At 69.0% G+C, this 22,944-nt stretch carries 17 protein-coding genes, 1 tRNA gene and 1 pseudogene; 16 read left to right on the forward strand and 3 right to left on the reverse strand.

Features of this window, described 5'->3' with window-relative positions; all coding sequences use genetic code 11:
- Positions 1 to 44 precede the first annotated feature (44 nt).
- The 3 genes from ACFYO5_RS17350 (at position 45) to ACFYO5_RS17360 (ending at position 2,164) form a co-directional block, all read left to right on the forward strand.
- Positions 45 to 497, forward strand: a complete 453-nt coding sequence (locus ACFYO5_RS17350) for a MaoC family dehydratase N-terminal domain-containing protein (protein WP_388709492.1) — start codon at positions 45 to 47, stop codon at positions 495 to 497.
- A gap of 1 nt (position 498) precedes the next feature.
- Positions 499 to 927 (forward strand): MaoC family dehydratase, encoded by a 429-nt coding sequence (locus ACFYO5_RS17355; protein WP_356560357.1) that lies wholly within the window; start codon positions 499 to 501, stop codon positions 925 to 927.
- A gap of 181 nt (positions 928 to 1,108) precedes the next feature.
- A complete protein-coding gene (locus ACFYO5_RS17360) occupies positions 1,109 to 2,164 on the forward strand; it encodes a UDP-N-acetylmuramate dehydrogenase (RefSeq protein ID WP_388709494.1) in 1,056 nt (351 codons plus the stop codon).
- Positions 2,165 to 2,273: 109 nt separating this feature from the next.
- On the opposite strand, the gene ACFYO5_RS17365 is transcribed toward ACFYO5_RS17360, so the two are convergent.
- On the reverse strand, positions 2,274 to 3,305 hold the full coding sequence (locus ACFYO5_RS17365; RefSeq protein WP_388709496.1) for an adenosine deaminase: 1,032 nt from the start codon (positions 3,303 to 3,305) through the stop codon (positions 2,274 to 2,276).
- 121 nt (positions 3,306 to 3,426) lie between these two features.
- The gene (locus tag ACFYO5_RS17370; protein ID WP_388709498.1) at positions 3,427 to 4,653 is read right to left on the reverse strand and encodes a pyridoxal phosphate-dependent aminotransferase; all 1,227 of its coding nucleotides are present in this window, start codon (positions 4,651 to 4,653) and stop codon (positions 3,427 to 3,429) included.
- 280 nt (positions 4,654 to 4,933) lie between these two features.
- On the opposite strand from ACFYO5_RS17370, the gene ACFYO5_RS17375 reads away from it, so the two are divergent.
- From ACFYO5_RS17375 to ACFYO5_RS17430, 12 genes are all read left to right on the forward strand, one after another.
- A tRNA-Trp gene (locus ACFYO5_RS17375) sits at positions 4,934 to 5,006 on the forward strand.
- 108 nt (positions 5,007 to 5,114) lie between these two features.
- Positions 5,115 to 5,402 (forward strand): preprotein translocase subunit SecE, encoded by a 288-nt coding sequence (secE, locus tag ACFYO5_RS17380; RefSeq protein ID WP_356560341.1) that lies wholly within the window; start codon positions 5,115 to 5,117, stop codon positions 5,400 to 5,402.
- A gap of 79 nt (positions 5,403 to 5,481) precedes the next feature.
- On the forward strand, positions 5,482 to 6,441 hold the full coding sequence (gene nusG / locus ACFYO5_RS17385) for a transcription termination/antitermination protein NusG (protein ID WP_388709500.1): 960 nt from the start codon (positions 5,482 to 5,484) through the stop codon (positions 6,439 to 6,441).
- Positions 6,442 to 6,610: 169 nt separating this feature from the next.
- A complete protein-coding gene (rplK, locus tag ACFYO5_RS17390; protein ID WP_006383482.1) occupies positions 6,611 to 7,045 on the forward strand; it encodes a 50S ribosomal protein L11 in 435 nt (144 codons plus the stop codon).
- A 99-nt stretch (positions 7,046 to 7,144) separates the two neighbouring features.
- On the forward strand, positions 7,145 to 7,870 hold the full coding sequence (gene rplA, locus ACFYO5_RS17395) for a 50S ribosomal protein L1 (protein ID WP_356560339.1): 726 nt from the start codon (positions 7,145 to 7,147) through the stop codon (positions 7,868 to 7,870).
- Between the two features lie 131 nt (positions 7,871 to 8,001).
- Complete coding sequence (locus ACFYO5_RS17400; RefSeq protein WP_388709503.1) at positions 8,002 to 8,919, forward strand: hypothetical protein; 918 nt, start codon at positions 8,002 to 8,004, stop codon at positions 8,917 to 8,919.
- A 109-nt stretch (positions 8,920 to 9,028) separates the two neighbouring features.
- A complete protein-coding gene (locus ACFYO5_RS17405) occupies positions 9,029 to 9,856 on the forward strand; it encodes a hypothetical protein (protein ID WP_388709505.1) in 828 nt (275 codons plus the stop codon).
- A 283-nt stretch (positions 9,857 to 10,139) separates the two neighbouring features.
- Entirely contained in the window at positions 10,140 to 10,670 is a 531-nt protein-coding gene (gene rplJ / locus ACFYO5_RS17410) for a 50S ribosomal protein L10 (RefSeq protein ID WP_356560336.1), read from the forward strand.
- 111 nt (positions 10,671 to 10,781) lie between these two features.
- Positions 10,782 to 11,162: a 50S ribosomal protein L7/L12 gene (gene rplL / locus ACFYO5_RS17415; protein ID WP_388709507.1), complete on the forward strand. Its 381-nt coding sequence runs from the start codon at positions 10,782 to 10,784 to the stop codon at positions 11,160 to 11,162.
- A gap of 577 nt (positions 11,163 to 11,739) precedes the next feature.
- On the forward strand, positions 11,740 to 15,225 hold the full coding sequence (rpoB, locus tag ACFYO5_RS17420; RefSeq protein WP_356560334.1) for a DNA-directed RNA polymerase subunit beta: 3,486 nt from the start codon (positions 11,740 to 11,742) through the stop codon (positions 15,223 to 15,225).
- A 97-nt stretch (positions 15,226 to 15,322) separates the two neighbouring features.
- Positions 15,323 to 19,222, forward strand: coding sequence for a DNA-directed RNA polymerase subunit beta' (locus tag ACFYO5_RS17425; RefSeq protein ID WP_356560333.1), 3,900 nt, complete (start codon positions 15,323 to 15,325; stop codon positions 19,220 to 19,222).
- A 261-nt stretch (positions 19,223 to 19,483) separates the two neighbouring features.
- Positions 19,484 to 20,017 (forward strand): DUF1707 and DUF4190 domain-containing protein, encoded by a 534-nt coding sequence (locus tag ACFYO5_RS17430; RefSeq protein WP_388709510.1) that lies wholly within the window; start codon positions 19,484 to 19,486, stop codon positions 20,015 to 20,017.
- Positions 20,018 to 20,196: 179 nt separating this feature from the next.
- Here ACFYO5_RS17430 and ACFYO5_RS17435 read toward each other — a convergent pair whose 3' ends face one another.
- On the reverse strand, positions 20,197 to 21,501 hold the full coding sequence (locus ACFYO5_RS17435) for a hypothetical protein (RefSeq protein ID WP_388709512.1): 1,305 nt from the start codon (positions 21,499 to 21,501) through the stop codon (positions 20,197 to 20,199).
- A 126-nt stretch (positions 21,502 to 21,627) separates the two neighbouring features.
- Between ACFYO5_RS17435 and ACFYO5_RS17440 the strand changes: the two are divergent.
- Positions 21,628 to 22,605 (forward strand): annotated as a pseudogene (locus ACFYO5_RS17440) (glycosyltransferase family 2 protein); the annotation flags it as partial.
- Positions 22,606 to 22,944 lie beyond the last annotated feature (339 nt).

The following is a 22,944-nucleotide window of genomic DNA, read 5'->3' on the forward strand; positions in this document are numbered from 1 at the left end:
CCGGTCAGTAGAGCGACGCAGAGCAACCAGGAGGTGCCGAGCCGATGGCGCTCGACCAGTCCTTCGTGGGGCGGACCTACCCGCCCACCGATCCCTACGAGGTCGGCAGGGAGAAGATCCGCGAGTTCGCGGAGGCCGTGGGGGACACCAACCCGGCCTACATCGACCCGGAGGCCGCCAAGGCGCTCGGGCATCCCGATGTGATCGCCCCGCCGACCTTCGTGTTCTCCATCACTTTCAAGGCCGCGGGCCAGGTCGTCCGGGACCCGCAGCTGGGCCTGGACTACAGCCGGGTGGTGCACGGCGACCAGAAGTTCGCCTACCGGCGCCCGCTGCGGGCCGGTGACCGGCTCACCGTGACCTCCACCATCGAGGCGATCAAGTCCATGGCGGGCAACGACATCGTGGACGTCCGGGGCGAGGTCCACGACGAGACCGGCGAGCACGTCGTGACCGCCTGGACCAAGCTCGTCGCCCGCGCGGCGGAGGAGGGCTGACATGACCGCGAAGATCTCCTACGACGACGTCGAGGTCGGCACCGAGCTGCCGGCCCAGTCGTTCGGCGTGACCCGCGCCACCCTCGTCCAGTACGCGGGTGCCTCCGGGGACTTCAACCCGATCCACTGGAACGAGAAGTTCGCCAAGGAGGTGGGCCTGCCGGACGTCATCGCGCACGGCATGTTCACCATGGCCGAGGCGGTCCGCGTCGTCACCGACTGGACCGGCGACCCGGGTGCCGTCCTCGAGTACGGCACCCGCTTCACCAGGCCCGTCGTCGTCCCGAACGACGAGCAGGGCGCGACCATCGAGGTCAGCGGCAAGATCGGCGCCAAGCTCGACGACAACAGGGTCCGCGTCGACCTGACGGCGACCAGCGGCGGGCAGAAGGTCCTGGGCGTGTCGCGGGCGGTCGTACGACTGGCCTGAGACGGGTCCGCCGGGGACGGTTCCGCCGGGTCGGGGTCGGGCGCGTGGTGCGTACCGGCTCGGCCCGGCGGTGTGCTCGTCGAAAGCGGTGAGGTAAGGGGCGTCCTCCCTTGTGGGGCGCCCCTTACTCGTGGTGAGTGCGCGGGCGGGGCTGTCGGTGCCGTCTCGTAGGCTTGGCCGCGTGCTGGAACTCCACGACGCCCCGCTCGCCCCGCTGACCACCTTCCGGCTGGGCGGCCCCGCCACCCGGTTGGTGACCGCGACGACCGACGCCGAGGTGGTCGCCGCCGTGCGCGAGGCCGACGCCGACGGCACCCCGCTGCTGGTCATCGGCGGCGGCTCCAACCTCGTCATCGGCGACAAGGGCTTCGCGGGCACTGCCCTGCGGATCGCCACCAGCGGCTTCGACCTCGTCGGCACGACGCTGGAGCTGGCCGCCGGTGAGGTGTGGACCGACGCCGTCGCCCGCACCGTCGAGGCCGGACTGGCCGGCGTCGAATGCCTGGCCGGCATCCCCGGCTCGGCGGGCGCGACCCCGATCCAGAACGTGGGGGCGTACGGCCAGGAGGTCTCCGCCACCATCACCGAGGTGATCGCCTACGACCGCCGCGCCGGCGAGACGGTCACCCTCGGCAACGAGGACTGTGCCTTCTCCTACCGGCACAGCCGCTTCAAGGCCGACCCCGAGCGCTATGTCGTGCTGCGCGTCCGCTTCGGCCTGGAGGACGCCGACGGGCTGTCCGCGCCCGTCAAGTACGCCGAGACGGCACGCGCGCTGGGCGTGTCACCCGGCGACCGCGTGCCGCTGGCGCGGGCCCGCGACACCGTGCTCGAGCTGCGCGCCGGCAAAGGGATGGTCCTGGACGCCGAGGACCACGACACCTGGTCCGCCGGGTCCTTCTTCACCAACCCGATCCTCACCGACGCCGACTTCGCGCTGTTCCACGCGCGCGTGAGGGAGCGGCTCGGCCAGGACGCCGTACCGCCCGCCTACCCGGCGGGGGAGGGGCGCACCAAGACCTCCGCGGCCTGGCTGATCGACAAGGCCGGTTTCACCAAGGGGTACGGCAGCGGACCCGCCCGCATCTCCACCAAGCACACCCTCGCCCTCACCAACCGCGGCGGAGCCACCACGGAGGACCTGCTGACCCTGGCCCGCGAGGTCGTGGCCGGGGTGCGGGAGGCGTTCGGCGTGACGTTGGTGAACGAGCCGGTGATGGTGGGCGTCGGGCTGTAGGGGCGGGCGCCGACGCGGTACCCCCGTGGGCAGGGGGCGGCCGCGGGCCAAGGGCCTCCCCCGATCCGTGGCCCCGGCGACCGCGGGCGCCCCCTGCCTCGGCCGCAGGTCACGAGGCCAGCCAGTCGGCCACCCCCGTCAGCAGCTTCTCCTGTACGTCCTTCGGGGCCGCCGAAGCCCGGATCGACTGGCGGGCCAGCTCGGCCAGTTCCTCGTCGGTGAAGGCGTGGAACCGGCGGGCCAGCTCGTACTGGTCGGCGAGTCGGGAGCCGAACAGCAGAGGGTCGTCGGCGCCCAGAGCCATCGGCACGCCGGCCTCGTAGAAGGTGCGCAGTGGCACGTCCTCGGGCTTCTCGTACACGCCGAGGGCGACGTTCGAGGCGGGGCAGACCTCGCAGGTGACACCCCGCTCGGCGAGCCGCTTCAGCAGCCGCGGGTCGTCCGCCGCCCGCACCCCGTGCCCGATCCGCGTGGCGTGCAGGTCGTCCAGGCAGTCCCGGACCGACGAGGGCCCGGCCAGCTCGCCGCCGTGCGGGGCCGACAGCAGACCGCCCTCCCGGGCGATGGCGAAGGCGCGGTCGAAGTCCCGCGCCATGCCGCGGCGTTCGTCGTTCGACAGCCCGAAGCCCACCACGCCCCGGTCGGCGTAGCGCACGGCCAGCCTGGCCAGCGTGCGGGCGTCCAGCGGATGCCTCATCCGGTTCGCCGCCACCAGCACCCGCATCCCGAGCCCGGTCTCCCGCGACGCCGACTCCACGGCGTCCAGAATGATCTCCAGCGTCGGGATCAGCCCACCCAGCCGCGGCGCGTACGACGTCGGGTCCACCTGGATCTCCAGCCAGCCCGACCCGTCCCTCACATCCTCCTCGGCGGCCTCCCGCACCAGCCGCTGGATGTCCTCGGGCTCTCTCACGCACGAGCGCGCCGCGTCGTACAGCCGCTGGAAGCGGAACCAGCCACGCTCGTCGGTCGCCCGCAGCTGGGGTGGCTCCCCACTGGTCAGGGCCTCGCTCAGCGTCTCCGGCAGATGCACGCCGTACTTGTCGGCGAGTTCCAGCACGGTGCCGGGCCGCATGGACCCGGTGAAGTGCAGGTGCAGATGGGCTTTCGGCAGCTCAGAGACATCACGTACACGCTCCATCCCGAAATCCTGCCGTACGCCGAGGCCGTCCGGGTAGCCGTTTCCCCGAACGTGGTCTTGCTCGCACACAGCAACGGGCCGCCTCCCGGAGGAGACGGCCCGCGGGCACGGAGGTGGGGGATCAGTCCCTGGCCTCCGCCAGCAGCTTCTGGATCCGGCTCACGCCCTCGACGAGGTCCTCGTCACCGAGCGCGTACGACAGCCGCAGGTAGCCCGGCGTGCCGAAGGCCTCGCCCGGGACGACCGCGACCTCCGCCTCCTCCAGGATGAGCGCCGCCAGCTCGACGGAGTCCTGCGCGCGCTTCCCGCGGATCTCCTTGCCGAGCAGGGCCTTCACCGACGGATAGGCGTAGAAGGCGCCCTCGGGCTCCGGGCAGAGCACGCCGTCGATCTCGTTGAGCATGCGCACGATCGTCTTGCGGCGGCGGTCGAAGGCCTCCCGCATCTTCGCGACCGCCTCCAGATCACCGGAGACGGCGGCCAGCGCGGCCACCTGGGCCACGTTCGAGACGTTCGAGGTGGCGTGCGACTGGAGGTTCGTGGCCGCCTTCACCACGTCCTTCGGACCGACGATCCAGCCCACCCGCCAGCCGGTCATCGCGTACGTCTTGGCGACGCCGTTGACCACGATGCACCTGTCGCGCAGCTCGGGCAGGATCGCCGGCAGCGAGACGAACTTCGCGTCCCCGTAGACGAGGTGCTCGTAGATCTCGTCGGTCAGCACCCACAGGCCGTGCTCCACGGCCCAGTGGCCGATCGCCTCGGCCTCGGCCTCGCTGTAGACGGCGCCGGTCGGGTTGGACGGCGAGACGAAGAGGACGACCTTCGTCCGCTCCGTGCGCGCCGCCTCCAGCTGCTCGACGCTGACCCGGTAGCCGGTCGTCTCGTCCGCGACGACCTCCACCGGGACACCGCCGGCCAGCCGGATCGACTCGGGGTACGTCGTCCAGTAGGGCGCCGGGACGATGACCTCGTCGCCCGGGTCGAGGATCGCGGCGAAGGCCTCGTAGATGGCCTGCTTGCCGCCGTTGGTGACGAGGATCTGCGACGCGTCGACCTCGTAGCCGGAGTCGCGCAGGGTCTTCGCGGCGATCGCGGCCTTCAGCTCGGGCAGACCGCCGGCCGGCGTGTAGCGGTGGTACTTCGGGTTCGAACAGGCCTCGATCGCGGCCTGGACGATGTAGTCCGGGGTCGGGAAGTCCGGTTCACCGGCGCCGAAGCCGATCACCGGCCGCCCGGCGGCCTTCAGGGCCTTGGCCTTGGCGTCCACGGCGAGGGTGGCGGACTCGGAGATCGCACCGACCCGGGCGGAGACCCGGCGCTCGGTGGGAGGGGTTGCAGCGCTCATGGCCCCATGTTTTCAGACAGGAAACCCGCCCGGCACACGGGTTTCACGGACTGAACAAGGACGGGCCCCACAGGGAACGCGCGTGCTGATTCCGCCGGTGGCCTGGTGATCTTCCGGCGTTTTCCCGTCTATCTTCCGCCGCGAGGCCCTCACGGGCACTTTCCGTTCGACGAGGCGCCGCGGAACACGTACACTCCTACGTCGTTGGCCTTCAACAGCCGTGCCACAACCGGTGCACACCGAGCATCCGGCCGGATGCGGTACGTTGGGGAACACACAAAGGGTCGTAGCTCAATTGGTAGAGCACTGGTCTCCAAAACCAGCGGTTGGGGGTTCAAGTCCCTCCGGCCCTGCTACACACTCCTTCGCCAGGAAGTGTGCGCATGTACGTACAGAAATGCACCGCCGTGCGGCTCAGACCGGGCGCGGCACGGCCACGACCCGGGAACAGGTGAGGACGAATGGCGGATGCCGTGGGCTCCATCGACACGCCTGATGCCCAGGACGAGGTGCCTGAGGCGCAGAAGAAGTCCCGCAAGGGCGGCAAGCGCGCCAAGAAGGGCCCGCTGAAGCGGCTCGCACTCTTCTACCGCCAGATCGTCGCGGAGCTTCGCAAGGTCGTCTGGCCGACGCGGGGCCAGCTGACGACGTACACCATGGTCGTCATCGTCTTCGTGGTCATCATGATTGGCCTGGTGACCGTGATTGACTACGGACTCGACCACGCCGCGAAGTACGTATTCGGCTGAGCCGAGAGCGAAGGGCGCCGGGTGATCGGCGCCCCTTTCGCGTGTTCCACCCCTATGTATCCAGGAAGAAGCAGCCACCGTGTCTGACCAGAACCTGAACGACGCCATCGAGCCGGATGAGTCGGCTGACGACGAGCTCGACATCGTCGAGGGCGCTGACGAGGACCTGGACGAGTTCGAGGCTGCCGATGCCGAGGCGGGCGAGCCCGCGGAGGAAGCCGCGCTGCACGTCGAGGCCGAGGACGCCGAGGGCGTCGAGAACGCCGAAGACTCCGACACCGCAGTGGAGGACCCCGCCCTCGAGGAGGAGTCCGACGACTCCGTCGCCGCCGAGGACGATGAGGACGCCGTCGCCGACGAGGACTCCGAGGACGGCGAAGCCGTCGCGGAAGAGGCCGAGGAAGCGGAGCCGGCCGAGCCCGTCGACCCCGTCACCGCCCTGCGCGAGGAACTGCGCACCCTGCCCGGCGAGTGGTACGTCATCCACACGTACGCCGGCTACGAGAACCGCGTGAAGACCAACCTGGAGCAGCGCGCCGTCTCGCTGAACGTCGAGGACTTCATCTTCCAGGCCGAGGTGCCGCAGGAAGAGGTCGCTCAGATCAAGAACGGCGAGCGCAAGACCATCCGCCAGAACAAGCTCCCGGGCTACGTCCTGGTGCGCATGGACCTGACGAACGAGTCCTGGGGCGTCGTCCGCAACACCCCCGGCGTCACCGGCTTCGTGGGCAACGCCTACGACCCGTACCCGCTGACCCTGGACGAGATCGTCAAGATGCTCGCCCCCGAGGCCGAGGAGAAGGCCGCCCGCGAGGCCGCCGAGGCCGAGGGCAAGCCGGTCCCGCAGCGCAAGGTCGAGGTCCAGGTCCTGGACTTCGAGGTCGGCGACTCGGTCACCGTCACCGACGGCCCGTTCGCCACGCTCCAGGCCACGATCAACGAGATCAACGCCGACTCGAAGAAGGTCAAGGGCCTCGTCGAGATCTTCGGTCGCGAGACCCCGGTCGAGCTGAGCTTCGACCAGATCCAGAAGAACTGACACCTTCTGGAACACATGCCTCCGACCAGGTCAGGCGGCCGCTCGCGCGGTGCCTGACCTGCTCGGTTTTTGGCCGCGCAAGGATACCCGTTATCGTTGTGCGGTATGCCTCCATCCGGATCATCCGGACCGGACGGCTGAAAACTCTCACTAGGACCCGGAGAGAGCAATGCCTCCCAAGAAGAAGAAGGTCACGGGGCTCATCAAGCTCCAGATCAACGCCGGTGCGGCCAACCCCGCGCCGCCGGTCGGCCCCGCGCTCGGCCAGCACGGCGTCAACATCATGGAGTTCTGCAAGGCCTACAACGCCGCGACCGAGTCGCAGCGTGGCTGGGTGATCCCGGTGGAGATCACGGTCTACGAGGACCGCTCCTTCACCTTCATCACCAAGACGCCGCCGGCCGCGAAGATGATCCTCAAGGCCGCGGGTGTCGAGAAGGGCTCGGGCGAGCCGCACAAGACCAAGGTCGCCAAGATCACCCAGGCGCAGGTCCGTGAGATCGCCACGACCAAGCTTCCCGACCTGAACGCCAACGACCTGGACGCCGCGTCGAAGATCATCGCCGGCACCGCCCGTTCCATGGGCATCACGGTCGAGGGCTGAGCCCCAGCCCCGTAGCACCTTCGTAGTCGCGGCTCCGGCCGCACGTGGCAGGGCCTGCTCGGCCCGTACCACGACTCCTCAGAACCCCCAGGAGCAGTAGTGAGCAAGCGCAGCAAGTCTCTCCGCGCTGCGGACGCCAAGATCGACCGGGAGAAGCTGTACGCCCCGCTCGAGGCCGTCCGTCTCGCCAAGGAGACCTCCACGTCCAAGTTCGACGGCACCGTCGAGGTCGCCTTCCGTCTGGGTGTCGACCCGCGCAAGGCCGACCAGATGGTCCGTGGCACCGTGAACCTGCCGCACGGCACCGGCAAGACCGCCCGGGTCCTGGTCTTCGCGACCGGTGACCGTGCTGCGGCCGCGGAGGCCGCGGGCGCCGACATCGTCGGCTCCGACGAACTGATCGACGAGGTCGCGAAGGGCCGTCTGGACTTCGACGCCGTCGTCGCCACCCCGGACCTCATGGGCAAGGTCGGCCGCCTCGGCCGCGTGCTCGGTCCGCGTGGTCTGATGCCGAACCCGAAGACCGGCACCGTCACCCCCGACGTGGCCAAGGCCGTCACGGAGATCAAGGGCGGCAAGATCGAGTTCCGCGTCGACAAGCACTCGAACCTGCACTTCATCATCGGCAAGGCGTCGTTCGACGACACGCAGCTGGTGGAGAACTACGGCGCGGCCCTGGAGGAGATCCTCCGTCTGAAGCCGTCCGCCGCCAAGGGTCGTTACATCAAGAAGGCCGCGATCAGCACCACGATCGGCCCCGGCATCCTGGTCGACCCGAACCGCACCCGGAACCTCCTCGTCGAGGAGGACCCGGCCGCGGTCTGAACCTGACGGTTCGCCCCAGTCGGCGACGAGCCCCGCAACCTTCCGAGGTGCGGGGCTCGTCCCTTTCCCCGTACGGCTGTCGGTGCCGTGCGTTACCGTGCGAACACGGGGACCAGCTGGGGGGAGTGGGTATGAAGGGCATGAGCGCGCGCCGGGCGGGCCTCTCGATCGTCGCGGTGACCCTGTTGACCGGGGTGGCCGCCTGTACTTCCGAGGGCCCGGGGCGGGCCGGTGGGGACGAGGAGTCCTCCTCCTCCGTCGACGGGGGCGGCGGCACCCGCGTCAGCCCGATAGCCGCCCTGCGCACCGCCGAGAAGTCCACCGGCGGCGCCGACTCCGCCAAGGTCGAGTCGACGACCACCATGGGCTCGCTGATGGCGATGACGGCCGACGGCTCCCTCGGCTGGGGCTCCGGCCTCACCGGGACCCTCACCATCACCTACACCGGCGGCACCATGGCCGACACCATGCGGCAGATGGGCACCACCTCGATGGAGGCCCGCTATCTGCCCGACGCGTACTACGCGCGCATGGGCGACGCCTTCGCCGAGCAGGCCGGCGGCAAGCACTGGATCAAGTACCCGTACGAGGCGCTGAAGACCCTCGGCGGCGGTTCCGGGGCGTATCTCAAGGACCAGATGGAGAACTCCACCCCGAACCAGTCGGTGAAGCTCCTGCTGGCCTCCGGGGACGTGCGCCGGGTCGGCGAGGAGAAGGTGCGCGGCGAGCGGACCACGCACTACTCGGGCACCGTCGACGTCGCCGACCTCGCCACCCGCAACTCCAGTCTCGGCGAGAGCCAGCTCGCCGACCTGAAGAAGCAGCTGGAGCAGGCCGGCGTCACCACGGAGACCGTCGACATCTGGGTCGATGACGACGACCTGCTGGTCAAGAAGGTGGAGAAGGGTCAGTCGACGAACGGCGAGTACAGCCAGACCGCCTACTACAGCGATTACGGCACCCCGGCCGACACCGAGGCACCCCCGTCGTCCGACACCGCCGACATCTCCGAGCTGCTCCAGCGGCAGGGGACCGGTTCCACGTCCTGAGAGCGGGCCGTCGGGAAATCACAGGACCCGGCCGGCACCTCTGGGATACCTTCACACCCTCGCTGTGAATCGACCAGGTGTTCACTGTGTGCCGCGTGGGGGAATGTGCATGAGGTTTTCCGTGGGTGTCCTCGGGCTGTCCGCCCTGCTCGTCACGGGCTGTGCTGCGGCGTCGGAGGGGACGACGGACGGGGGCGGCCGGAAGGCCGCGGCCACGGCCGTCGCGCGGGCCGCGGCGAGGACGGAGCGGATCGACTCCCTGCGCTACCGGATGACCGGCCGGATGCCGGAGGAGGGCCGGCTCAGGGCCGAGGCCGCGATGGCCATGAAGCCACCGGCCATGAGCCTGCGGACGACCATCCTCGGCGGACCCGACAAGGGCGTGGGCGAGGTCCGCCTCGTCGACGGAGTGGTGTACGTCGGCAGCGACGAGGCCACCGAGGACGGCAAGCACTGGATGAGGTTCGGGCCGCCCGGCAGCTCCGACACCCCGAGCGGCGTCAAGGTCGACACCGCCCCGATGGCCGACAAGGTCCGCCGCAACCCGGCCCACGAGAGCACCTTCCTCACCGCCGCCGAGGACCTGCGGACGACCGGCGCCGAGACCGTCGACGGCGTCACCACGACGCACTACGCGGGCACGGCCACCGTCGACGAGATCCGGGCCTCCTACCGGGACGAGGCCAAGAGCGTCCGCCAGCGGCGCGAGCAGTCCCTCGCGCAGTACGAGAAGCTCGGCGTCGACGAACTGGAGATGGACGTCTGGATCGACGAGGCCGGCCGCACCAAGCAGGTGCGGCTCCAGGGCTTCGGCCGGCAGGGTCCGCTCGACCTCACCATCACCTTCCTCGACTTCGGCAAGCCGGTCACCGTCAAGGCCCCGCCCGCCTCGGACACCTTCGACCTGGCCGAGGAGATGAAGAAGGCGGGCCACTGATCCCCCTTCCGGGCGGATTTGCCTGACGGCGACCCGTTCCCGTACGCTCCTGAAGAAGCCAAAGACCGCTGGTCGTTGCCGCGCGCTCGTAGAGGGTGCGGTGGCCGAAGGATCCGCTGATATGCGGACGACCCGCGTAGGTGACCGTGGAAGTACTCCCGGACCGTGATTCTTCACGGATGTGGTTCGGTCGAGTTCTCGCCCCGTGCGCCTGCGCCGGGGCGTTTCGTCTGTTCCAGCCCCTTCCGAGCGGTCGTCAACACCCGGAAGGAGGCCGACGCTCATGGCAAGGCCCGACAAGGCTGCCGCGGTAGCCGAGCTCGCGGAGCAGTTCCGCAGCTCGAACGCCGCCGTGCTGACCGAGTACCGGGGTCTCACCGTGGCGCAGCTCAAGACGCTGCGTCGTTCGCTCGGTGAGAACGCCCAGTACGCCGTGGTGAAGAACACGCTGACCAAGATTGCGGCCAACGAGGCCGGGATCGACACGCTCGACGACCTGTTCAACGGTCCGACGGCAGTTGCCTTCGTCACCGGTGACCCGGTGGAGTCGGCGAAGGGTCTTCGTGACTTCGCCAAGGACAACCCGAACCTCGTCATCAAGGGCGGTGTCCTTGACGGCAAGGCGCTGTCCGCCGACGAGATCAAGAAGCTTGCGGACCTCGAGTCCCGCGAGGTTCTGCTCTCCAAGCTGGCGGGTGCCTTCAAGGGCAAGCAGTCCCAGGCTGCTCAGCTCTTCCAGGCGCTTCCCTCGAAGCTCGTCCGCACCGTGGACGCGCTCCGTGCCAAGCAGGACGAGCAGGGCGGTGCCGAGTAATTCGGCTCGCGCATTGACCGCCGCCTGAGGCAGCGGTCTTAGCGGGCCGAACGTACGCCCGCCGAACAAGTACATCCGGCACCTGCCGAATTAGTGGAAGGATCGCCCACCATGGCGAAGCTCAGCCAGGAAGACCTGCTCGCGCAGTTCGAGGAGATGACCCTCATCGAGCTCTCCGAGTTCGTGAAGGCCTTCGAGGAGAAGTTCGACGTCACCGCCGCCGCCGCGGTCGCCGCTGCGCCGGCCGGTCCGGCCGCCGCCGCCGAGGCCGTCGAGGAGCAGGACGAGTTCGACGTCATCCTCACCGGCGCCGGCGAGAAGAAGATCCAGGTCATCAAGGTCGTGCGTGAGCTGACCTCCCTGGGCCTCAAGGAGGCCAAGGACCTCGTGGACGGCGCTCCGAAGCCGGTCCTCGAGAAGGTCGCCAAGGACGCCGCCGAGAAGGCCGCCGAGTCCCTCAAGGCCGCCGGCGCCTCGGTCGAGGTCAAGTAACACCCCGCGGTCGGCGACGACCGCAGCGAAGGCCGAAACAGTTCCCCCGGGGCTGTAACGCCGACGCACCGAAGAGCGATCATCCATTCGGGTGGTCGCTCTTCGGCGTTCCGGAGGGCCCGGCCACGGTTACCTTGCACCCGAGTTCGCGAGGGGTATGGTGATCTTCGTCGTGTCTCCGGACGCCCCCGCGTTCGGGCAGGGGGGCCTTGACGAACCGCACGCAGCGCGCAATTCTCAGGACGCGTCGTCACAAGGATCCGTATCCGAGGCATGGATCGACGGCAAAGAGGGCAGTATCACCGTGCGTTGAGGGCAACCAGGACAGAGGGCGTTGAGAGCTACGAGGGTCACGAAAAACCCGCATTGGACATCAGTGTGCCAAGTGGCTACACTGACCCTTTGCGCTGCCTGTTAGCTGTCCCCTGCCCGTCACCAGGGGCATGCCCTCGCCCGAGCATCGATGACCGACCACCTCCGACCTGGCCTTTCAGCCGATTCGGGAGAGTCTGTCTCGTTGTGTGGGGGAGGGGCCGGTACGCGCGTAGTGAGTCCGAGCCCTCGGAAGGACCCCCTCTTGGCCGCCTCGCGCAATGCCTCGACCGCGAATACGAACCACGCTGCCAGCACTGCCCCGCTGCGCATCTCTTTTGCAAAGATCAAGGAGCCCCTCGAGGTTCCGAACCTTCTCGCGCTGCAAACCGAGAGCTTCGACTGGCTGCTCGGCAACGAAGCTTGGAAGGCTCGCGTCGAGGAGGCTCTCGAGAACGGTCAGGACGTCCCCACCAAGTCCGGCCTCGAAGAGATCTTCGAGGAGATCTCCCCGATCGAGGACTTCTCCGGGTCGATGTCGCTGACCTTCCGCGACCACCGTTTCGAGCCGCCGAAGAACAGCATCGACGAGTGCAAGGACCGTGACTTCACGTACGCGGCCCCACTCTTCGTGACGGCCGAGTTCACGAACAACGAGACCGGCGAGATCAAGTCCCAGACGGTCTTCATGGGCGACTTCCCGCTCATGACCAACAAGGGCACCTTCGTCATCAACGGCACCGAGCGTGTCGTCGTGTCGCAGCTGGTCCGCTCGCCCGGCGTCTATTTCGACTCCTCCATCGACAAGACGTCCGACAAGGACATCTTCTCCGCCAAGATCATCCCCTCCCGGGGTGCCTGGCTGGAGATGGAGATCGACAAGCGCGACATGGTCGGTGTCCGCATCGACCGCAAGCGCAAGCAGTCCGTCACCGTCCTCCTGAAGGCTCTCGGCTGGACCACCGAGCAGATCCTCGAGGAGTTCGGCGAGTACGAGTCGATGCGCGCCACCCTGGAGAAGGACCACACCCAGGGCCAGGACGACGCGCTCCTGGACATCTACCGCAAGCTGCGTCCGGGCGAGCCCCCGACCCGCGAGGCCGCTCAGACGCTGCTCGAGAACCTCTACTTCAACCCCAAGCGCTACGACCTCGCGAAGGTCGGCCGCTACAAGGTGAACAAGAAGCTCGGCGCCGACGAGCCGCTGGACGCCGGCGTGCTCACCACCGACGACATCATCGCCACGATCAAGTACCTGGTGAAGCTGCACGCCGGTGAGACCGAGACGCTCGGCGAGTCGGGCCGCTCGATCATGGTCGAGACCGACGACATCGACCACTTCGGCAACCGTCGCATCCGCAGCGTCGGCGAGCTGATCCAGAACCAGGTCCGTACGGGTCTCGCCCGTATGGAGCGGGTCGTGCGCGAGCGCATGACCACCCAGGACGTCGAGGCGATCACGCCGCAGACCCTGATCAACATCCGGCCGGTCGTCGCCTCCATCAAGGAGTTCTTCGGCACCAGCCAGCTGTCCCAGTTCATGGACCAGAACAACCCGCTGTCGGGTCTGACGCACAAGCGTCGTCTCAACGCGCTCGGCCCGGGTGGTCTCTCCCGTGAGCGGGCCGGCTTCGAGGTCCGTGACGTCCACCCGTCGCACTACGGCCGCATGTGTCCGATCGAGACGCCGGAAGGCCCGAACATCGGCCTGATCGGTTCGCTCGCCTCGTACGGCCGGATCAACCCGTTCGGTTTCATCGAGACGCCGTACCGCAAGGTCACCGGTGGTGTCGTCACCGACGAGGTCGACTACCTCACGGCCGACGAGGAGGACCGGTTCGTCATCGCGCAGGCCAACGCGCCGCTCAGTGACGAGTTCCAGTTCGAGGAGGCCCGCGTCCTGGTCCGCCGTCGTGGCGGCGAGGTCGACTACGTCCCCGGTGACGACGTCGACTACATGGACGTCTCCCCGCGCCAGATGGTGTCGGTCGCGACCGCCATGATCCCGTTCCTCGAGCACGACGACGCCAACCGTGCCCTCATGGGCGCGAACATGATGCGTCAGGCCGTCCCGCTCATCAAGAGCGAGGCCCCGCTCGTCGGCACCGGCATGGAGTACCGCTCCGCCGTCGACGCCGGCGACGTGGTCAGGGCCGAGAAGGACGGTGTGGTCCAGGAGGTCTCCGCGGACTACATCACCACGACCAACGACGACGGCACGTACATCACGTACCGCCTGGCCAAGTTCTCGCGCTCCAACCAGGGCACCTCGGTCAACCAGAAGGTCATCGTCAACGAGGGCGACCGGATCATCACCGGTCAGGTCCTCGCCGACGGCCCGGCCACCGAGAACGGCGAGATGGCGCTGGGCAAGAACCTGCTCGTGGCGTTCATGCCGTGGGAGGGTCACAACTACGAGGACGCGATCATCCTGTCGCAGCGCCTCGTGCAGGACGACGTCCTCTCCTCGATCCACATCGAGGAGCACGAGGTCGACGCCCGTGACACCAAGCTCGGCCCCGAGGAGATCACCCGGGACATCCCGAACGTCTCCGAGGAGGTCCTCGCCGACCTCGACGAGCGCGGCATCATCCGGATCGGTGCCGAGGTCGTCGCCGGCGACATCCTCGTCGGCAAGGTCACGCCCAAGGGCGAGACCGAGCTGACCCCGGAGGAGCGCCTGCTCCGCGCGATCTTCGGTGAGAAGGCGCGCGAAGTGCGCGACACCTCGCTGAAGGTGCCGCACGGCGAGATCGGCAAGGTCATCGGCGTCCGCGTCTTCGACCGTGAAGAGGGCGACGAGCTGCCGCCGGGCGTGAACCAGCTGGTTCGTGTCTACGTGGCGCAGAAGCGCAAGATCACGGACGGTGACAAGCTCGCCGGCCGCCACGGCAACAAGGGTGTCATCTCGAAGATCCTGCCGATCGAGGACATGCCGTTCCTGGAGGACGGCACCCCGGTCGACATCATCCTCAACCCGCTCGGTGTGCCGTCCCGAATGAACCCGGGACAGGTCCTGGAGATCCACCTCGGCTGGCTCGCCAGCCGCGGCTGGGACGTCTCCGGTCTCGCGGAGGACTGGGCGCAGCGCCTTCAGGCGATCGGCGCCGACAGCGTGGCCCCCGGCACCAACGTCGCCACCCCGGTGTTCGACGGTGCCCGCGAGGACGAGCTGACCGGTCTGCTCCAGCACACCATCCCGAACCGCGACGGCGAGCGCATGGTGCTCCCGTCCGGCAAGGCGCCGCTGTTCGACGGCCGCTCCGGCGAGCCGTTCCCGGAGCCGATCTCGGTCGGCTACATGTACATCCTCAAGCTCCACCACCTGGTCGACGACAAGCTGCACGCGCGTTCGACCGGTCCGTACTCGATGATCACCCAGCAGCCGCTGGGTGGTAAGGCCCAGTTCGGTGGCCAGCGCTTCGGTGAGATGGAGGTGTGGGCGCTGGAGGCTTATGGCGCCGCGTACGCCCTCCAGGAGCTGCTGACCATCAAGTCCGACGACGTCACCGGCCGCGTGAAGGTCTACGAGGCCATCGTCAAGGGCGAGAACATCCCCGAGCCCGGCATCCCCGAGTCCTTCAAGGTGCTCATCAAGGAGATGCAGTCCCTGTGCCTCAACGTGGAGGTGCTGTCCTCGGACGGCATGTCCATCGAGATGCGCGACACCGACGAGGACGTCTTCCGCGCGGCGGAAGAGCTCGGCATCGACCTGTCCCGGCGCGAGCCGAGCAGCGTCGAAGAGGTCTGACGGGAGTCCGGCGGGGCCTCTCCAGCAGAGGCCCCGCCGACCCCGCGACCCCCGTTTCAGACCACAGACTTACAACCCTGAGAGGGATTGACGCATAGTGCTCGACGTCAACTTCTTCGATGAGCTCCGGATCGGTCTGGCCACCGCTGACGACATCCGTCAGTGGAGCCACGGCGAGGTCAAGAAGCCCGAGACCATCAACTACCGCACGCTCAAGCCCGAAAAGGACGGACTCTTCTGCGAGAAGATCTTCGGTCCGACCCGGGACTGGGAGTGCTACTGCGGCAAGTACAAGCGTGTCCGCTTCAAGGGCATCATCTGTGAGCGCTGCGGCGTCGAGGTGACCCGCGCCAAGGTGCGTCGCGAGCGGATGGGCCACATCGAGCTGGCCGCTCCCGTCACGCACATCTGGTACTTCAAGGGTGTCCCGAGCCGTCTGGGCTACCTGCTCGACCTGGCTCCGAAGGACCTCGAGAAGGTCATCTACTTCGCGGCGTACATGATCACGTACGTCGACGACGAGCGCCGCACGCGTGACCTGCCCTCGCTGGAGGCGCACGTCTCCGTCGAGCGGCAGCAGATCGAGAACCGTCGCGACTCCGACCTGGAGGCCCGCGCCAAGAAGCTCGAGACCGACCTGGCCGAACTCGAGGCCGAGGGCGCCAAGGCCGACGTGCGCCGCAAGGTGCGCGAAGGCGCCGAGCGGGAGATGAAGCAGCTGCGCGACCGCGCCCAGCGCGAGATCGACCGTCTCGACGAGGTGTGGACCCGCTTCAAGAACCTCAAGGTCCAGGACCTCGAGGGCGACGAGCTGCTCTACCGCGAGCTGCGTGACCGCTTCGGCACGTACTTCGACGGATCGATGGGTGCCGCGGCGCTGCAGAAGCGCCTGGAGTCCTTCGACCTCGACGAAGAGGCCGAGCGTCTCCGCGAGATCATCCGTACCGGCAAGGGCCAGAAGAAGACCCGCGCGCTCAAGCGCCTCAAGGTCGTCTCCGCGTTCCTGCAGACCAGCAACAGCCCCAAGGGCATGGTGCTGGACTGCGTGCCGGTCATCCCGCCGGACCTGCGTCCGATGGTGCAGCTGGACGGTGGCCGCTTCGCGACCTCCGACCTGAACGACCTGTACCGCCGTGTCATCAACCGCAACAACCGCCTGAAGCGCCTTCTCGACCTCGGTGCGCCCGAGATCATCGTGAACAACGAGAAGCGCATGCTCCAGGAGGCCGTGGACGCCCTCTTCGACAACGGTCGTCGTGGTCGCCCGGTCACCGGTCCCGGTAACCGCCCGCTGAAGTCCCTGAGCGACATGCTCAAGGGCAAGCAGGGTCGTTTCCGTCAGAACCTGCTCGGCAAGCGTGTGGACTACTCCGCGCGTTCCGTGATCGTCGTCGGTCCGCAGCTGAAGCTGCACCAGTGCGGTCTGCCGAAGGCGATGGCGCTGGAGCTGTTCAAGCCGTTCGTGATGAAGCGCCTGGTGGACCTGAACCACGCGCAGAACATCAAGTCGGCCAAGCGGATGGTCGAGCGCGGCCGCACCGTGGTGTACGACGTCCTCGAAGAGGTCATCGCCGAGCACCCGGTGCTGCTGAACCGTGCGCCCACCCTGCACCGCCTCGGCATCCAGGCCTTCGAGCCGCAGCTGGTCGAGGGCAAGGCCATCCAGATCCACCCGCTCGTCTGCACCGCGTTCAACGCGGACTTCGACGGTGACCAGATGGCCGTGCACCTTCCGCTCTCCGCGGAGGCGCAGGCCGAGGCCCGCATCCTGATGCTGTCCTCGAACAACATCCTCAAGCCGGCCGACGGCCGCCCGGTGACGATGCCGACCCAGGACATGGTCCTCGGTCTGTTCTTCCTCACCACCGACGGCGCCCTGCGCGACGTCAAGGGCGAGGAGCGCTCCTTCTCGTCCGTGGCCGAGGCCATCATGGCGTTCGACGCCGGCGAGCTGTCGCTCCAGTCGCGCGTGGACATCCGCTTCCCGGTGGGCACCATCCCGCCGCGCGGCTGGACCCCGCCGGCGCAGGAGGAGGGCGAGCCGGAATGGCAGCAGGGTGACTCCTTCCGTCTGCGGACGACCCTGGGCCGCGCGCTCTTCAACGAGCTGCTGCCCGAGGACTACCCGTTCGTCGACTACGAGGTCGGCAAGAAGCAGCTCTCGGAGATCGTCAACGACCTCGCCGAGCGCTACCCCAAGGTCATCGTGGCGGCGACGCTCGACAACCTGAAGGCGTCCGGCTTCTACTGGGCGACCCGTTCCGGCGTCACCGTGGCCATCTCCGACATCGTCGTTCCCGACGCGAAGCGGGCGATCGTCAAGGGCTACGAGGCGCTGGACGAGAAGGTCCAGAAGCAGTACGAGCGTGGTCTGATCACCAAGGAAGAGCGCACGCAGGAGCTCATCGCGATCTGGACCAAGGCGACCAACGAGGTCGCCGAGGCGATGAACGCGAACTTCCCGAAGACCAACCCCGTCTCGATGATGGTCAACTCGGGTGCCCGCGGAAACATGATGCAGATGCGTCAGATCGCCGGTATGCGTGGTCTGGTGTCGAACGCGAAGAACGAGACCATCCCGCGTCCCATCAAGGCCTCGTTCCGTGAGGGCCTGTCCGTGCTGGAGTACTTCATCTCCACCCACGGTGCCCGTAAGGGTCTGGCGGACACCGCCCTGCGTACCGCCGACTCGGGTTACCTCACCCGTCGTCTGGTGGACGTCTCGCAGGACGTCATCATCCGCGAGGAGGACTGCGGCACCGAGCGCGGCCTCAAGCTGGCCATCGCCGAGCGTGGCGAGGACGGTGTGCTGCGCAAGGCGGACAACGCCGAGACCAGCGTGTACGCGCGCTGCCTCGCCGAGGACATCGTCGTCGACGGCAAGGTGCTCGCCCCGGCGGGCGTCGACCTCGGTGACGTCCTCATCGACCAGCTGGTCAAGGCCGGCGTCGAGGAGGTCAAGACCCGCTCGGTCCTGACCTGCGAGTCCGCCGTCGGCACCTGCGCCATGTGCTACGGCCGTTCGCTGGCCACCGGCAAGCTGGTCGACATCGGTGAGGCGGTCGGCATCATCGCCGCCCAGTCCATCGGTGAGCCCGGTACCCAGCTGACGATGCGTACCTTCCACACCGGTGGTGTGGCCGGTGACGACATCACCCAGGGTCTGCCGCGTGTGGTCGAGCTCTTCGAGGCCCGTACCCCGAAGGGTGTCGCCCCGATCTCCGAGGCCTCCGGCCGCGTGCGGATCGAGGAGACCGAGAAGACGAAGAAGATCGTCATCACGCCGGACGACGGCAGCGACGAGACGGCGTTCCCGATCTCGAAGCGGTCCCGTCTGAAGGTCGAGGAGGGCGAGCACGTCGAGGTGGGCCAGCAGCTCACCGTGGGTACGCAGAACCCGCACGACGTGCTGCGCATCCTGGGTCAGCGTGCCGTCCAGGTCCACCTGGTCGCCGAGGTCCAGCGGGTGTACAACTCGCAGGGTGTGTCGATCCACGACAAGCACATCGAGATCATCATCCGGCAGATGCTCCGCCGCGTGACGATCATCGAGTCCGGCGACGCCGAGCTGCTGCCCGGCGAGCTGGTCGAGCGCTCGAAGTTCGAGACCGAGAACCGTCGTGTGGTGCAGGAGGGCGGTCACCCGGCCTCCGGTCGTCCGCAGCTCATGGGTATCACCAAGGCCTCGCTGGCCACGGAGTCCTGGCTGTCGGCGGCGTCCTTCCAGGAGACGACCAGGGTTCTGACGGACGCGGCGATCAACGCCAAGTCCGACTCCCTGATCGGCCTCAAGGAGAACGTCATCATCGGTAAGCTCATCCCGGCCGGTACGGGTCTGTCCCGCTACCGCAACATCCGGGTCGAGCCGACCGAGGAGGCCAAGGCCGCGATGTACTCGGCCGTCGGCTACGACGACATCGACTACTCGCCGTTCGGCACCGGCTCCGGCCAGGCCGTTCCGCTGGAGGACTACGACTACGGTCCGTACAACCAGTAAGGCGTACGTCTGACGTATCGAAGGGCGGTCACCCGTGTGGGTGGCCGCCCTTCGGCGTGCGCGACGTGCGCGACGTGCCCGGCGGCCGTACGCGGCGCTGTGGCCGTCGGCACGCCCCGCGCGGACCCCGGCGGCCCCCGCCGGGCCACCGGCCCGCTGGCGGTCCCTCACGGCTTTCTCCCGACCGGTGGGGAACCATCGCGGGACGCCGAGCGTAGGAGAATGATGGGAGGCAGTTCACGCCGAGCGGGGGAGGTGTCCGTGTCGTATCCGTCGCCATGGCAGCCGTGGCAGGGCCAGAGCAGTCCGTCGCTGCTGGCCGCCCACGCGGACCGGGAGCGCACTGTCGACGTGCTCAGAGCCGGTTTCGCCGAGGGCCGTCTCCAGCAGGTGGAGTTCGAGCGCCGGGTGGCGCGGGCGTACGAGGCCCGCACGGTGGGGGAGCTGTCCCTGATCGTGGCCGACCTGCCCCAGGGTCCCGTCGCCGCGCAGCTGTCCGTCCCGCAGCCGCTCGGCTATCCGACGCAGGTTCCGCGGACCTTCATGGCCGCCCCGCCGCCGACGAACGGCAAGGCGGTCGGCGCCATGGTCTGCGGTGTCCTCACCACGATGACGATGGGCCTCACCGGCATCCCCGCGGTGATCCTCGGCCACTCGGCCAGAGCCGAGATCCGCCGGACCGGCGACGGCGGCGAAGGCTTCGCCCTGGCCGGCCTCATCCTGGGCTGGCTGTCGGTGGCCGGCTGGGCGGTCTTCCTGGCCGTCCTGTTCCTGGCGGCGGTCGCCTCGAACTGAGCCGAGCCACGGACCCCGTGAACCCCCGGTGGGCGACCCCCATGACGCGACCCTCCGGGCGGCCGGCCCCGGCGGGCAGCACGCGGGCGCGGGCGGGGGCGGTCTGCGTCGGCGCTCGTCGTGAGGGGTGACGGGCTCCGCCGGAGCGCACCCCCGAGGGCGCCCGTCGGGCCGTCCCGTTACGGGATGCCCAGCTCGAACATGACGTAGTGCGCGTACCAGCCCGAGGCGACGGCCGCCGTGGTGAAGAGGACCGTCAGGCTCGGCCAGCGGAGGCGGCCCAGCGCCGCCGCGGGGGCCAGGAGCAGCGGGAAGCAGGGCAGCAGATAGCGCGGGGTGTTGCCGAACATCTGCTGGGTCCCCAGCACGGTCACCACGCTCGCCAGCGTGTACGCGACCAGCACCAGCGGCGGCCTCTTCCGCAGCATCAGCGCGATCAGGAACGGCAGCGCCAGTACCACCTGGACGGCGATGAGGTCGGGGACGGAGAAGGCGAACAGGTAGTCGTGGCGGCCGACGGCCGTGTTGCCCAGCACGTCCGCGGTGTAGGCGCCGAAGTCGAAGTAGTGCGCCCAGCCCTCGCGCTGGAGCGTGAAGTACGCCGTCAGGTCGCCCATGCTCAGGCCGACCCAGGCCACATAGGTGAGCAGGCCGAGGGGCGCGACGACCATGGCGTAGACCGGCCCCGCCACCCCGTGTTCGCGTCTGCCGTCCCGCCGTGCGAGCGTCACCAGCGCGGCGAGCCCGACCGCGCCGATGAGGGCGGCGGACGTGGGCCGGTTGAGGCCGGCCACGAAGGCGAGGAGCCCGGCCGTCAGCCAGCGGCCCTTCAGCACGCAGTAGCAGCACCAGGCGGCGATGGCCACGAACAGGGACTCCGAGTACACCGCCCACTCGACGCCGGCGCCCGGCACGACCGCCCACAGGCCGGCGGCGATCGTGCCGGCCCGCACGCCCGCGAGGGTGGCGACGACGGCGTAGATCCCGGCGGCGGCGACGAAGGACGCGAGCACCGAGACGAGGATCCCGGACCCGAACAGGCCGAGCCCGGTGATCTCCGACACTCCCCGGATCAGCCCCGGGTACAGCGGGAAGAAGGCGACGGAGTTCTGTTTGACCGTGAACAGCCCGCCGGGCGCGAGGGGCTCCAGGGGGCGCGGGTCGTACCCCTTCTCGGCGACCTGGAGGTACCACCAGCCGTCCCAGGTCGCGAGGACGTCCCACCAGTGGGCGCCGCCGCCGAAGCGGGGCTGCTTCTCCCGGTAGTCGCCGGCGGCCTCCAGCAGGACCGCGAAGACGGTGAGCCCGACCAGCTTCGTGACGCCGTACAGGAGCAGTGGGGCACGGTACGGTCGTAGACCATCCGGCAGCGTCGGGCGGCGCGGCATCCGCGGCCGCCCCTGCCGCCCGTCGGGCTCGTGGGGCTCGCCGGGCTCGTCGGGCATCGCGGAGTCCGTCGCCGCGTCGCTGCGGGCCGTGCTCATGCCTGGGGTCCCCCCTCGGACGACCGGCCGGAGCCAGGCGCGAGACCGCTGTCCGGATGATCGTGAAGTGTGGTCATAAGATCGCAACAGCGTCGCACATGTGCGTCACGGCTTGGGGGAGGACGGGTGCCAGAAGCGCCGGACACCACGGCGGTGGCGACCGTCTTGTCGGTCGTCGTCCCGATGTACAACGAGGAAGAGGTCCTCCCCGCGCTGGTGAGCAGGGTGCGCCCGGTCCTGGCCGGGCTGGGCGTCGACTACGAGGTCATCGCCGTCGACGACGGCAGCACCGACCGCACCGCCGAGCTGCTCGCCGCGTTCCGCCTCGGCTGGCCGGAGCTGCGCGTGATCGGCCTGCGTCGGAACTCCGGCCACCAGGCCGCCCTGACCGCGGGCCTGGACCGGGCGCACGGCGCCTATGTGGTGAGCATCGACGCCGACCTCCAGGACCCGCCCGAGAAGATCGCCGACATGCTGGCGCTGGCCCGCGCCGAGGACCTCGACATCGTCTACGGCATCCGGGCCGACCGGGCCAGTGACACCGGCTTCAAGCGGTGGACCGCCGGCCTGTACTACCGGCTCGTGCGCCGCCTGGCCGGCCCGTCCGTGCCCGCCCAGGCCGGTGACTTCCGGCTGCTCAGCCGGGCCGCGGTCGACGCCCTGAAGGCCCTGCCGGACCAGCAGCGCGTCTACCGTCTCCTGGTGCCCTGGCTGGGCTTCCCCAGCGGCCAGGTCACCTACGAGCGGGCCCCGCGTCCGGCGGGGCAGAGCAAGTACCCCCTGGGCCGGATGATCCGCCTCGCGCTGGACAGCGTCACCGGCTTCTCCGCCGCTCCGCTGCGCATCGCCACCTGGCTCGGCGGCTTCGCCTTCCTGGTCTGCCTGGCCCTGATGGTCTACACGCTGAGCGCCCACGCGCTGGAGCACACCGTCCCGGGCTGGACGTCCCTGTTCACCGGCGTGCTGTTCATCGGCGCGGTCCAGTTGATCTGCGTGGGCCTGCTCGGCGAGTACGTGGGGCGCATCTATACGGCCGTGCAGAACCGCCCGACGTACTTCGTCGGCCACGACACGGCGCATGGCGCGGCGACGCATGACGCGGCTCACGCCGGGGCGCAAGGTGTGGCGCACGGCGCGGCCGAAGCCCGCGCGGCGGCATCCGGTCCCGCACCCGGTCCCGCACCCGGTCCTGGTCCCGCACCCGCACCCGGCACCGGACATGACGTGGCTCACGCCGGGGCGCAAGGTGTGGCGCAGGGCGCGGCCGAAGCCCGCGCGGCGGCATCCGGTCCCGCACCCGGTCCCGGCCCCGCACCCGGCACCGGACATGACGCGGCTCACGCCGGGGCGCCGATTCCGCCGCCTGCGGAGGCCGGATCCCCGCTATCACAAGGGTCGCCGGGGGCGCGGACGTAACCTCGGTGTGTCGGCGGCACTGCCGTT

Origin of the sequence: Streptomyces sp. NPDC006259 (assembly GCF_042870975.1) — a bacterium.
Classification (GTDB): domain Bacteria; phylum Actinomycetota; class Actinomycetes; order Streptomycetales; family Streptomycetaceae; genus Streptomyces.